Here is a 12,364-nt window from a genome sequence, read left to right as displayed (position 1 = left end):
CCCGGCCGCAGCACACCGCAACCAGGGGCTCCCGCTCAGCGCAGCGTCCCTCAGACGTTCACACCGAAGTCCTGCGCGATGCCCACCAGACCCGAGGCGTAGCCCTGGCCCACCGCGCGGAACTTCCATTCCGCGCCGTTGCGGTAGAGCTCGCCGAAGACCATGGCCGTCTCCGTGGCCGCGTCCTCCGAGAGGTCGTAGCGGGCGATCTCGGCGCCGCCGGCCTGGTTGATGATGCGGATGTAGGCGTTGCGGACCTGGCCGAAGTTCTGCGAGCGGTTCTCCGCGTCGTAGATGGAGACCGGGAAGACGATCTTGTCGATGTCGGCCGGGAGGCCCGCCAGGTTGACGTTGATCGCCTCGTCGTCGCCCTCGCCCTCGCCGGTGCGGTTGTCACCGGTGTGGACGATGGTGTTGTCCGGGGTCTGCTTGTTGTTGAAGAAGACGAAGTGGGCGTCCGAGAAGACCTTGCCCTGCGCGTTGACCGCGATCGCGGAGGCGTCGAGGTCGAAGTCCGTGCCCGTGGTGGTGCGGACGTCCCAGCCGAGGCCCACGGTGACGGCGGTCAGGCCCGGAGCCTCCTTGGTGAGCGAGACGTTGCCACCCTTGGACAGGCTTACAGCCATGGTTGGGAGTCCTTTCCCTCGTTTTGCGTACGGCGGTGCGGCCGGTACGGGTCGTACGGGCATGAAGCTACAGCTACCCCTACCAACGCCAAGAGGGGCATCGAAGGTTCCATGTGTCTTTACTTTCTTTACCGAACTTCGGGTGAACGTTATTCGCGTGACGTGTGCCGGTCAGCTGCGGGACCATGGACGGCATGTCCGGTCCCTACCTCATCCGTGGCTCCGTCTCGCTCCCCGAGGCCGAGCTCATGTGGCGTTTCTCGCGGTCGTCGGGGCCCGGCGGGCAGCACGTCAACACCAGTGACTCGCAGGTGGAGCTGCGCTTCGACCTGGCGAAGACCGAGTCGCTGCCCGAGGTGTGGAAGGCGCGGGCGTTGGAGCGGCTCGCCGGCCGGCTCGTCGACGGGGTTGTAGTCGTACGTGCTTCCGAGCACCGGTCCCAGTGGCGCAACCGCGAGACCGCCGCCGTACGGCTCGCCTCCCTTCTCGCCGAGGCCAGCGCGCCGCCGCCCAAGCCGCGGCGGGCGACCCGTATTCCGCGCGGGATCAATGAGCGGCGGTTGCGGGAGAAGAAGCAGCGATCCGATACGAAGCGGGGGCGGTCCAGGCGGGACTGGTCGTAACGACTGGCGCGGAAAGGTTCCCCGCTATTCGTAGAACGTCCCTTGTTCTTGGCCCCTTGGCGCATCCCGCTGTCACATCCTCGCCTCCCCGTCCGTCATGTCAGTGAGAACCGGCAACGGACCTGTGAGCGGGGAGCTGTGGCGATGAGCGAAAGCGAAGTTCCGAACGACCTTCCGGCGGAGAAGGAATTTCTTGCCCGGCGATTCGAATCGCACCGGGGTCATCTCCGAGCTGTTGCCTACCGAATGCTCGGTTCTGGCGCCGAGGCAGATGACGCGGTGCAGGAGGCCTGGTTCCGGCTCAGTCGTACCGACGCCCGGCAGGTGGACAACCTGGGTGGCTGGCTCACGACGGTGGTCGGGCGGGTCTGTCTGGACATGCTGCGCTCTCGCAAATCGCGGGCGGAGGAGCCGTTGGAGAGCGGTGCGGTCGCCGCGCGCGTGGCGGACGTTTCCGGCGGGGCCGATCCCGAGCAGGACGCGCTGCTCGCCGACTCCGTGGGCGTCGCGTTGCTCGTCGTGCTCGAGACGTTGACGCCTGCCGAGCGGCTGGCGTTCGTGCTGCACGACCTGTTCGCGGTGTCGTACGAGGAGGTCGGGGAGATCGTGGGGCGGAGCCCGGAGGCGGCGCGGCAGTTGGCCAGTCGGGCGCGGCGGCGGGTGCAGGGGGCTGAGGCGCGCGATGCCGATCTGGTGCGGCAGCGGGAGGTCGTGGATGCGTTTCTGGCGGCCGCGCGGGAGGGTGACTTCGACGCCCTGGTCGAGTTGCTCGACCCTGACGTCGTCGCGCGCACCGATGTCGGTGTGACCACGGGGGCGGCGGCGGTCGCGAAGGGTGCGTCCAGCTTCCGGCACTTCGGGGCGGTTTCGCGGCCCGCGCTGGTCGACGGTGTCACGGGGCTTGCCGTGTTCATCGACGGGCGGCTGGACCGGACGCTGGCCTTCACCTTCGTGCGGGAGCGGATCGCGGTCATCGACATCGTGCTGGGCGCTGCGCGGGTGGCGGAGCAGCGCGTCATCCTCGTGGACTAGGGGGTCCCGGGGCGTGTTTTCGCCCCCGCCGCCCCTTCCCGTCCCGTCCCCAGGGGCTGCCGCCCCTTCGCCCCCGCCAGGGGCTCCGCCCCTGGACCCCGGCGGGGACTGCGCCCCCTGCACCCCGGCGGGGCTGCGCCCCCTGCACCCCGGCGGGGCTCCGCCCCGGACCCCGATCGGCCTGGACGGCCTCGTCCTCAAACGCCGGACGGGCTGAAAATGCCGCATGCCAAGTGCCCAGCTCAGCCCAAGTGCCGGTACCGCCCCCGGAAGTAAGCCAGCGGCCCCTGTCCGCGCTCGGCACCCCCGCTGTGCTGAAAATGCCGCATGCCAAGTGCCCGGCTCAGCCCAAGTGCCGATACCGCCCCCGGAAGTAAGCCAGCGGCCCCCCGTCCGCGCTCGGTACGCCCGCCGTCAGGACCCGTCCGATCACCAGCGTGTGGTCCCCCGCCCGTACCCGTTGTTCCGTGCGGCACTCCAGGGTGGCCAGGGCGCCGCCCACCAGGGGAGCCCCGGTCGCCTCTCCCCGTACGTACGGGATGTCCTCGAACAGCAGTCGGTCGCTGATGCGGCCCTTCATGGCGAAGCGGCCGGCGATGTGGCGCTGGCTCTCCGAGAGGACCGAGACCGCCCACAGGGGCTGCTCGTCGAGCAGGTCGTCCATGCGGGAGCCCTCGCGCAGGCTGACCAGGACCAGGGGCGGGTCGAGGGAGACGGACATGAAGGCCGTGGCCGTCATGCCGACGTCCTCGCCGCCCGGTGCCGTCGGGTCGTCCGGGTCGAGCGGTGGCTCCTGCGCGGTCACCAGGACCACACCTGCGGCCAGCCGGGCCATGGCGGCGCGGAACTCCTCGTTGCTCACCCCCTCAGCATGCCCGGAGGCGGGCGGGGCAGTGATCGGGAACGTGGCAGCGGGAGTGTTCGGCACGCCCGAGACGCTAGTGTCCGCCCCGCGCGGGCCGCATCGGGCCCCGGGCCGATACCGGACCTAGGACCATCGGCGGAGTTCAGCGGAGTTCAGCGGAGTTCGCCGTACCCTTGGGCGGCACGCCTTCACATACCCACAAAGTTTGCGTTCAGTAAACGCACAGGGAAAACGCAGAAACACCACTCAATTGTTCATCTTTAGCTGTGACTTGAGTCACAAGAGCCACTAATTGTTGACCCTGTGTACCGAGTGGGCAGCGCATTGTGATTCAGTGGCTGGGAAGCTGCCAATGACGATACGCCGATGAGAACCCTTGATTCGCTGCGAGGTCTCGGGGGGAGGGCGAGCATGGAGACCGAGTCGGAGCCCTACGTCCGTCTTGCGACCCTGCGACAACTTCACCAGGTCATGGCTGACATGAACACGGCCCGAAGCCTGGCGGACACGCTGCAGACCGTCGCCGACGGCGTGGTCAACGGTCTCGGGTACGAGCTGGCGTGCGTCAATCTCGTACGTCCGGACGGAGATCTCGTCGTCGCCGCCTTCGCCGGGAACCCGGCGGCCGAAGCGCTCATTACGGGCCGGGTCGGCTCCCGCGAGTCCTGGGAGCGGCGTCTGAGTATGGGCGAGCACTGGGGCGACCTGGTGTTCATATCGCACACCGAGGGCTGGGTCCTCGACGACGACGACGTCCCGCAGTGGTACACCGACGGCCCCGCGCCCCGCTTCGAGGACGAGTGGCATCCCTCGGACCGGCTGTTCGCGCCCATGTACATGCCCCCCTCTCCCGGCGGCAGTTGCGGGGAGCTGATCGGCGTCCTGTCCGTGGACCGGCCGCGCAACGGCCGGCGGCCGGGCGCATGGGGTCGCGAAGCGCTCCAGATGTATGCGTTCCAGGCCGCCATCGCGATCAGCAACGCGCGTCTACGTGCGAATATGCAGCGGGCACTGGTCAGACTCGAAAGGGAGCAGCAGGCCCTGCGGGCGAGCGAGGAAAGCTTCAGGCAGGCCTTCGAATACGCCCCCTCCGGCATGGCGATCGCCGAGATGGGCGGCGACCAGCACGGCCGGATCCTGCGGACCAACGACGCGCTGTGCCGCCTGCTCGGCCGTCCCGCCTCCGCGATGCGCCGCTACGCCTTCTCCGACCTCGTCCACCCCGAGGACATCGGCACCCTGCTGAGGACGTCGGCGGAGGGCGGCCGGGCGGAACTCCGCCTCGGGCGCCGAGACGGCACGTACGTGTGGGTGTCGCTGCGCAACTCCGTGGTCGCGGACGCGGCCGACGGGCCCCGCTTCCTGCTCACCCACGTCGAGGACATAGAGGATCGCAAGCGGCGCGAGCTGCAGCTCGCCCACCGCGCCTCCCACGACTCGCTCACCGGCCTGCCGAACTCCGCCGAGCTGCGCTCCCGGCTCTCCTCCCGTCTCTGTCAGCGCGCCGCCCACTCCGGCGCCCTGGAGTCCCTGGACGCGGCGTACGGCCATCCCGTCTACGACGCGGGCGGCCACGGCTTCGACTTCCGGCCGGGCGGCGTCGAGGTGTACGACGGGTTCGACCACCATGTGCACACCGCCGCGCCCCAGAGCGACCACGACGACGGCACCAAGGGGCTCGCGGTGCTCTTCTGCGACCTGGACGGCTTCAAGTCGATCAACGACCGGTTCGGGCACAACGCGGGTGACGCGGTTCTCATCGAGGTCGCCCGGCGGCTGTCGCGGGCCGTGCGCGACGGCGACACGGTCGCGCGGCTCGGCGGCGACGAGTTCGTGATCCTCGCGGACGGGCTCGGCCGGGCCGACGCCCAGGACCTGGCCGTACGCCTGCGCAACGAGATCATCCAGCCCATCCGGGCCGAGGGGCGGGCCGTGCGTGTGGGCGCCAGCTTCGGCATCGGGTGGGCGCACTGCGGCATGACTGCGGACGAAGTGTTGAAGTCCGCCGACGAGCGGATGTACGTAGAGAAACGATCTCGTCCCAAACAGCACAGACGCGCGGGCTGATCTCCAGGTCAGGTGCCGGGTCCGCGGACGGATGCGATCCGAGTCACCCGTTTGGGGCAGCTGGAGCGGGTAGGCTCGCCATTCTGACCCCACGCATCGCGTTCGACCCGCACCGCTGAGGAGTACCACGGAGATGACGTCCGGCAACAACGGCGCCAGCACGCCCGAGGACGACGACCCGTTCGGCTACCTCTACGCCGACGGGCAGGCCAACGGGGCGCAGCCGCCGTCCGGTGGCGGCGGCTACGGCTACCCGGGCTCCGTCAACCGGGTGCGGGCCGTCGGCCAGCGGCAGTACGGCCAGCCGGCCCAGGCCCAGCAGACGGCCGCCTACGGCCAGGTCCCGCAGCAGCAGGGCGCCTACGGCCAGCCGAGCGCCCACTACGCGGCGCCGGAGACACTCCCCGGCGGCGGCGCTCCCACGGCCCCGCAGCAGCCGCCGTACAGCGGCGGCGGTGGCCGCCGCGGCCCCAACACCAAGGGCCTGCTGATCGGCGCGATCGCGGTGGTCGCCGCGGTCGTCATCGGCATCGGCGTGGCGATGATGAACGGCAACTCCAAGGACGACAAGGCGGGCGGCGGCTCCTCCAGCACGCCGTCCACCTCGCAGAGCTCGAAGCCGAGCCAGTCGGCGAGCAGCAACGCTTCGGGGGAGCTGCCGAAGTCCGACGCGAAGGACCTCACCCTCGGCCCCGGCCTGGGCACGGCATCGGACGTCAAGGGGTCGAAGGCGGACGGCGGGGTCTACGTGACCGGCTTCAACACTCCCGGCGCCGTGGTCACATGGAGTGTCGACGGCATTCCGAAGGCCGGCTCCTACCGGCTGTACGTGCAGTACGACATTCCCGGTGTGGACGCCAACGCGACGCTCAAGGTCAACGGCACGCCCAGCAGCCAGCCCCTGGGCATGAAGAACTTCACCCACATGCCGCAGGGAGACTGGGAGAAGGGCTGGCAGTCCACCTGGGCTCCGGTGACGTTGAAGAAGGGCAGCAACACGCTGGAGATCTCCTGCGGTCAGGGGAACCAGTGCAATGCCTTCCTCGATCAGGTGTGGCTCACGAAGCCCTGAGGCGTTCACGCCGCGGACGCGTCCCCCGTCACCGCCACCCGCCCCACCAGTTCCTCGTACGCCCCCCGGTCGAACTCCCCCGCCACCGGCGCCAGTACGGTCGCGGCTGACAGGGCCACCGCCCGGGACAGCCGTTCCGGCCACGGGAGTTGTTCCGCCAGGCCCGACAGCAGGCCCGCGACCGCCGAGTCGCCCGCGCCCGTCGGGTTGCCGTGGAGGCGGGCGGGCGGGGTGGCGCGCCAGCGGCCCTCCGGGGTGACCGCCAGGAGGCCGCCCGTCCCGAGGGAGGCGACGACCGAGCGGGCGCCGCGGCGGCGGGTGTCCTGGGCGCCGCGCAGGGGGTCGTGGGAGCCGGTGAGTTCGGCCAGTTCGTCGGCGTTCGGTTTGACGAGGTCCGGGCGGGCGGCGACTCCGCGGCGCAGGGGTTCGCCGCTGGTGTCCAGGAGTACGGGCACCCCGGCCGCCTTCGCGAGACGTATCAGGCCCGCGTACGCGCCCACCGGGACACCCGGCGGCAGGCTGCCGCACAGGGCCACCGCGGACGCCGGCGCGAGCAGGTCCTCGTAGGCCTCCTGGAAGGCGGACCACTCGGCGGGGGTGATGGTAGGGCCCGGTTCGTTGAGCTGCGTGGTGTCGCCTGTGCGGGCGTCCACCAGCGCGATCGTGCGCCTTGTCGGACCCCCGACCGGGACGAGGGCGTCCACCAGGCCGGGTGTGGCGGTCAGCAGGTCCTGGACCGTGCGGCCGGTGGCGCCGCCCGTGAAGCCGGTGACCGTCACCTCGTGGCCGAGGGCCGCGAGCACCCGCGCCACGTTCACGCCCTTGCCGCCGGGCCGTTCGGTCACCTCGGTGATCCGGTGCGAGGCGTGCGGCTCGAGCGCCGGTATGCGGTAGGTGAGGTCGAGAGCGGTGTTCAGCGTGACCGTGAGGATCACCTCGGCCGACCTCCCCCGAAGACGAATGCGATGCGTCCGCCGAAACGGACGGCGGCCGTCCCAGTCTCGCAGGACAACCGCCGCCCCCAACAGCCGGACACATCACCCCAGTTGGGGATCGACCACCCATTCCCCGCGGCGCATCACGCCCTTGAGGGCGAATTGATGGTCGAGAACCACCAGGTCGGCGTCCTTTCCGGGCTCCAGGGAGCCGATCCGGTCGTACAGGCCCAGCAGCTTGGCGGGATTGGCCGAGATCGCCCTGACGACGTCCTCCACGGGCAGCCCGTCCACCGTCACCGCCCGCTGGAACGCCCGGTCCAGCGTGAGCGTCGATCCCGCGATCGAGCCGCCTTCGACCAGCCGCGCCACCCCCTCGGTGACCTCCACCTCCAGAGGGCCCAGCAGATAGCGCCCGTCGCCGAAACCGGCCGCGTCCATCGCGTCCGTGATGAGGGCGACCCGGTCCGCGCCGGCGTGGTGGAAGGCGAGCTGGAGGGCTGCCGGGTGCAGATGGGTGCCGTCGTTGATGAGCTCGACGGTGACGCGTTCGTCCTCCAGGAGGGCGGTGATCGGGCCCGGGGCCCGGTGGCCGATCTGCGGCATCGCGTTGAAGAGGTGGGTGGCGACCGTGGCGCCCGCGTCGATCGCCGCCACCGTCTGCTCGTACGTCGCGTCGGTGTGGCCGATCGCCGCGACGACGCCGAGTTCGGCCAGGAGGCGTACGGAGTCGAGGCCGCCGGGGAGTTCGGTGGCGAGGGTGACCATCCTGGCCCGGCCGCGCGCCGCGTCGATCAGTTTGCGCACCTGATCCGGGTCCGGGTCGCGCAGCAGCTTCTCGGAGTGGGCGCCCTTGCGGCACGGGGAGATGAACGGGCCCTCGAAGTGGATGCCGGCGATGTCGCCCTGCTCGGCGAGCTCGCTCAGCAGGCCAGCCCGCTGGGCGAGGAGGTCCATGTCGTCGGTGACCGTCGAGGCGACCAGGGTGGTCGTGCCGTGCAGGCGGTGGGTGTGGATGCCTGTGAGGACGTCCTCGACGGTGCCCGAGGTGAAGGAGGCTCCGCCGCCGCCGTGGTTGTGGAGGTCCACGAAGCCGGGCACCACGTGGTGGCCGGTGAGGTCGATCAGCTGAGCGTCAGGTGATGCCGCACCGGCGATGCGAGTGCCCTCGACGAACACCCGGCCGTTCTCGATGGTTCCGGTGGGGAGGACCACGTTGGCGCCGGAGAGCACCAGGGGGGTGCGGGCCGTTGCGGGATGCGGGTGCGTCGTGGTTGATCGCGCAGTTCCCCGCGCCCCTGAGGGGGGTGGCGTCACGTGGGCTCCTCCGTGCGGTCAGTGGTGGCTAGGAGATCCCAGGCAAGGAGTCCCGCGCCCAGGCATCCGGCGCTGTCGCCCAGCGCCGCAGGGACGATCGCTGGCAGTTTCTGGAACGTGACCCGCCGCCGGACGGCCTCCCGCAGCGGTGTGAACAAGGTGTCCCCCGCCTCCGCCAGGCCGCCGCCGATGATCAGGATGCGGGGGTCCAGCAGGGTGAGGGCGGTGACCAGGCCGTCGGCCAGGGCGTCGACCGCGTGCTGCCAGACCCGTACGGCGTTCGGGTCGCCGGACGCGACGGCCTTGGCGCAGTCGGCGGCGTCCGCATCCGGATCTCCGCAGGCCTGCGCCCAGGCCTCGCTGACCGCCGCCGCGGAGGCGTAGCGCTCCAGGCAGCCCCGCTGGCCGCAGGGACAGGGGCTGCCCCCGGGCCGTACGACGATGTGGCCGATCTCGCCCGCGAAGCCGTGCGCGCCCGCCTCCACCCGGCCCGCGATGCCGATCGCGCCCGCGATGCCGGTGCCGAGGGGGACGAAGAGGAAGCGGTCGGCGCCCTGTCCGGCGCCGATGCGGCCCTCCGCGAGACCGCCGGTGCGTACGTCGTGGCCGAGGGCGACCGGGATGCCGAGCCGCTTCGCGAGCAGATCGCGCAGGGGTACGTCGCGCCAGCCGAGGTTGGCCGCGTAGGAGGCGATGCCCCGGTCGGCGTCGACGATGCCGGGGACGGCGAGGCCGGCGGCGGACGCGGGCTCGCCGAAGTGCCCGGCGCCGTGGGCACTGAGCTCGGCGGCGAAGTCGAGGATGCCCTCGACGACCGCTTCCGGCCCGCGTTCGCGGCCGGTCGCCCGGCGGGCCTGGTGGAGGAGGGCGCCGTCCTGCGCGACCAGCGCGGCCTTCATCCCGGTGCCGCCCACATCCAGGGCGATGACATGTCTCACGGGGGACAGTGTGGCCCGAGGACCCGCAAGAGGTCTAGTCCACTTACGTGGTGTAGACCTATCGTGTCCACATGTTGAACAGAGAGACAGTAGGGTTGGGGTCACCAGCAGTGCAGCGGCGGGGTAGGACAGGAACGATCGCGGCGGTGTCCGCACTGGGCATGACGGCGGTCCTCGGCGGCTGCGGCCTGACCGGCGGCGGCTCGGGGGACGTCACCCTGAGACTGGTCGCCGCGGACTACGGCGACTCCGCCGACAACAGCTCCCAGAAGTACTGGGACCGGCTGGTCGAGGAGTACGAGAGTAAGCACTCCGGCGTGAAGATCGACGTCACCGTGTACTCCTGGAACGACGTGGACCGCAAGGTCAAGGAGCTGGTCGACGCGGGCAAGGCACCCGACATGGCGCAGATAGGCGCGTACGCCGACTACGCCGACAAGGGTCTGCTCTACTCGGCCGACGACATGCTCTCCATCAGCACGCAGGCCGACTTCGCCTCGCAGCTGGCCACCGCGGGGCAGATGAAGGGCGTGCAGTACGGGCTGCCGTTCGCGGCCTCCACCCGGCTGCTCTTCTACAACAAGACGCTCTTCAAGAACGCCGGGCTCACCCCGCCGAAGACCTGGAACGAGCTCGCCGCCGACGCCAAGGTGCTCAAGGCGCGCGGCGTGAAGTACCCGTACGCGCTGCCGCTCGGGCCGGAGGAGGCGCAGGCCGAGACCATGCAGTGGCTGCTGAGCGGCGGCGGCGGTTACACCGACACCGTCGGCACCTACGGCTTCGACTCCGCGCAGAACGTCGACACCTTCACCTGGCTGAAGGACGACCTGGTCGACAAGGGCCTGACCGGTCCCGTAGCGCCCGGCAGCCTCAACCGGGCCACCGCCTTCGCGGCCTTCGCCAAGGGCCAGGTCGGCATGCTCAACGGGCACCCCTCGCTGATGAAGATCGCCGCGAAGAAGGGGGTGAAGTTCGGCATGGTGCCGATGCCCGGCAAGGACGGCGAGAGCAAGAACGCCATGGGCGTGGCCGACTGGATGATGGCCTTCAAGAAGAACGGCCACGCCGAGCAGGTCGGCAAGTTCCTCGACTTCGTCTACAGCGAGAAGAACGTGCTCGCCTTCTCCCGCGAGTACGACCTGCTGCCGGTCACCACCTCCGCCTCCGACGTCATGAGCACGGGCAAGCAGGACGCCGCCCTGGCGCCGTTCCTGAAGCAGCTGCCGCTGTCCGAGCTCTACCCCGTCGACAAGACCTCCTGGGCCTCGGTCGCCGTGGCCGTCAAGAAGCGCATAGGCGGCGCGGTGGCCCCCGGCGGCAACCCCGCGACCACCCTCGCGCAGCTGGAGTCGACGGCGTCCATGGCGGAGAACTCGCATTAGCCGCGGGGCGCTGTCAGTGGCGGGGGCTACGGTTCAGGACATGGACCAGGAGCAGTCGGCGGGCCGTGAGCCGCGTGAGCCGCGTGAGCCGCTGGGCGACCGTGAGCAGGCCGTCCTCGCGCTCGAGCGCCGGGGCTTTCCGGGCCCCGGCGCCAAGGAGCGCGCCATACGCGAGGAGCTGGGCCTGGCGCCCGTCCGCTACTACCAGCTGCTCAACGCCCTGCTGGACGACGAGCGGGCGCTGGCCCACGACCCGGTGACGGTGAACAGGTTGCGGAGGGTGCGGGAGACCCGCCGAGCGGAGCGCTGACGGCCGGCGCTCCCCTGAGAGCCTGTGTCATATCCCCGGCCGGGCGCGCGACGCCTGGCACGCACGCTCGCGGCGTTGCCGAAACGCCCTAGTAGCTCCGCTACGAGGGCGCTCCGGCGCCTTGCGATCGCACGCACCAGACGCCGCGCGCTGATCCGGCCGGGGATATGACACAGGCTCTGAGCCATGGGTGCGCCCCGCCCCGCGCGGTTATGGTCACCGTATGGGCACCCATACGGACACGGACTCGACGCACTCCATGGACCCCCTGCCGACTCCCGCCACGCAGGCGGGCCGGGACGGACTCGCCGCGATCCTCGCGAACCCCGCGAAAGCGGTGGTGGGCCTGGACTTCGACGGCACCCTCGCCCCGATCGTGGCGGACCCCGAGCAGGCCCGCGCCCACCCGGAGGCGGTGCCCGTGCTGGCCGCACTCGCCCCGAGGATCGCCTCCGTCGCGGTGGTCACCGGCCGCCCGGCCGGCGTCGCCGTGCGGCACGGCGGCTTCGCCGGGGTCCCCGGCCTGGAGCACCTGGTCGTCCTCGGCCACTACGGCGCCGAACGCTGGGACGCGGTCAGCGGCAACGTCAGCGCGCCCGCCCCCCACCCCGGCGTCGCCGCGGTCCGCGCCGAACTCCCCGGCTTCCTCGACCGCATCGGCGCCTGGCAGGGCACCTGGATCGAGGAGAAGGGCCGCGCCGTCGCGGTCCACACCCGCCGCGCCTCCGACCCCCAGGCCGCCTTCGAGGCCCTGCGCGACCCCCTCACCGACCTCGCCACCCGCCACGGCCTGATCGTCGAACCCGGCCGCTTGGTCCTCGAACTGCGCTCCCCGGGCACCGACAAGGGTGTGGCCCTCCTGGAGTACGTCCGCGAGACCGGCGCGTCGGCAGTCCTCTACGCAGGCGACGACCTCGGCGACCTGCCCGCCTTCGCCGCCGTCGACAAACTCCGCTCCGACGGCACCCCCGGCCTCCTCGTCTGCAGCGGCAGCGACGAGGTGACGGAACTACGGGAACGAGCGGACCTGGTGGTGGACGGCCCGGAGGGGGTCGTGCACCTGCTGCGAGCCCTGGCGGGGCACCTCAGCCCGTCCGGCGTTTGAGGACAAGGCCGCTCAAGGGCCGAAAAGGCGGGGCCGGCACGTGATCCCACGCCCGGTTCGGCCCCACATTCGGCATGTACGACACCAGCAGC

At 71.0% G+C, this 12,364-nt stretch carries 12 protein-coding genes; 7 read left to right on the top strand and 5 right to left on the bottom strand.

Features of this window, described 5'->3' with window-relative positions:
* Window positions 1–50: 50 nt before the first annotated feature.
* Entirely contained in the window at window positions 51–626 is a 576-nt protein-coding gene (locus ACWC1K_RS47800; RefSeq protein WP_351480735.1) for a TerD family protein, read from the bottom strand.
* Between the two features lie 185 nt (window positions 627–811).
* Here ACWC1K_RS47800 and arfB point away from each other — a divergent pair, with 185 nt between their 5' ends.
* Window positions 812–1,249: an alternative ribosome rescue aminoacyl-tRNA hydrolase ArfB gene (gene arfB, locus ACWC1K_RS47795; protein WP_450840185.1), complete on the top strand. Its 438-nt coding sequence runs from the start codon at window positions 812–814 to the stop codon at window positions 1,247–1,249.
* Window positions 1,250–1,393: 144 nt separating this feature from the next.
* Entirely contained in the window at window positions 1,394–2,281 is an 888-nt protein-coding gene (locus tag ACWC1K_RS47790) for a sigma-70 family RNA polymerase sigma factor (RefSeq protein WP_450840184.1), read from the top strand.
* Window positions 2,282–2,624: 343 nt separating this feature from the next.
* Here ACWC1K_RS47790 and ACWC1K_RS47785 read toward each other — a convergent pair whose 3' ends face one another.
* Complete coding sequence (locus ACWC1K_RS47785) at window positions 2,625–3,209, bottom strand: flavin reductase family protein (protein WP_450840182.1); 585 nt, start codon at window positions 3,207–3,209, stop codon at window positions 2,625–2,627.
* 348 nt (window positions 3,210–3,557) lie between these two features.
* Here ACWC1K_RS47785 and cdgB point away from each other — a divergent pair, with 348 nt between their 5' ends.
* Both cdgB and ACWC1K_RS47775 read left to right on the top strand, forming a co-directional pair.
* Window positions 3,558–5,213, top strand: coding sequence for a diguanylate cyclase CdgB (gene cdgB, locus ACWC1K_RS47780; protein WP_450840180.1), 1,656 nt, complete (start codon window positions 3,558–3,560; stop codon window positions 5,211–5,213).
* Between the two features lie 133 nt (window positions 5,214–5,346).
* Window positions 5,347–6,285 (top strand): carbohydrate-binding protein, encoded by a 939-nt coding sequence (locus tag ACWC1K_RS47775; RefSeq protein WP_450840179.1) that lies wholly within the window; start codon window positions 5,347–5,349, stop codon window positions 6,283–6,285.
* Between the two features lie 5 nt (window positions 6,286–6,290).
* Here ACWC1K_RS47775 and ACWC1K_RS47770 read toward each other — a convergent pair whose 3' ends face one another.
* The 3 genes from ACWC1K_RS47770 to ACWC1K_RS47760 form a co-directional block, all read right to left on the bottom strand.
* Window positions 6,291–7,220, bottom strand: a complete 930-nt coding sequence (locus ACWC1K_RS47770) for a 1-phosphofructokinase family hexose kinase (RefSeq protein WP_450840177.1) — start codon at window positions 7,218–7,220, stop codon at window positions 6,291–6,293.
* 102 nt (window positions 7,221–7,322) lie between these two features.
* Window positions 7,323–8,453, bottom strand: coding sequence for an N-acetylglucosamine-6-phosphate deacetylase (nagA, locus tag ACWC1K_RS47765; RefSeq protein WP_450840200.1), 1,131 nt, complete (start codon window positions 8,451–8,453; stop codon window positions 7,323–7,325).
* Window positions 8,454–8,533: 80 nt separating this feature from the next.
* A complete protein-coding gene (locus ACWC1K_RS47760) occupies window positions 8,534–9,475 on the bottom strand; it encodes an ROK family protein (protein ID WP_450840175.1) in 942 nt (313 codons plus the stop codon).
* A 71-nt stretch (window positions 9,476–9,546) separates the two neighbouring features.
* On the opposite strand from ACWC1K_RS47760, the gene ACWC1K_RS47755 reads away from it, so the two are divergent.
* The 3 genes from ACWC1K_RS47755 (at window position 9,547) to otsB (ending at window position 12,272) form a co-directional block, all read left to right on the top strand.
* Window positions 9,547–10,857 carry an ABC transporter substrate-binding protein gene (locus ACWC1K_RS47755; RefSeq protein WP_450840174.1) on the top strand — a complete coding sequence of 437 codons (1,311 nt, stop codon included), beginning with the start codon at window positions 9,547–9,549 and terminating at the stop codon, window positions 10,855–10,857.
* Between the two features lie 40 nt (window positions 10,858–10,897).
* Complete coding sequence (locus tag ACWC1K_RS47750; protein WP_450840172.1) at window positions 10,898–11,167, top strand: DUF3263 domain-containing protein; 270 nt, start codon at window positions 10,898–10,900, stop codon at window positions 11,165–11,167.
* A 223-nt stretch (window positions 11,168–11,390) separates the two neighbouring features.
* The gene (gene otsB / locus ACWC1K_RS47745) at window positions 11,391–12,272 is read left to right on the top strand and encodes a trehalose-phosphatase (RefSeq protein ID WP_450840171.1); all 882 of its coding nucleotides are present in this window, start codon (window positions 11,391–11,393) and stop codon (window positions 12,270–12,272) included.
* Window positions 12,273–12,364: the final 92 nt, after the last annotated feature.

It is taken from the genome of Streptomyces sp. NPDC001492, from assembly GCF_053597275.1.
This window is presented reverse-complemented; position numbering and strand designations above follow the sequence as displayed.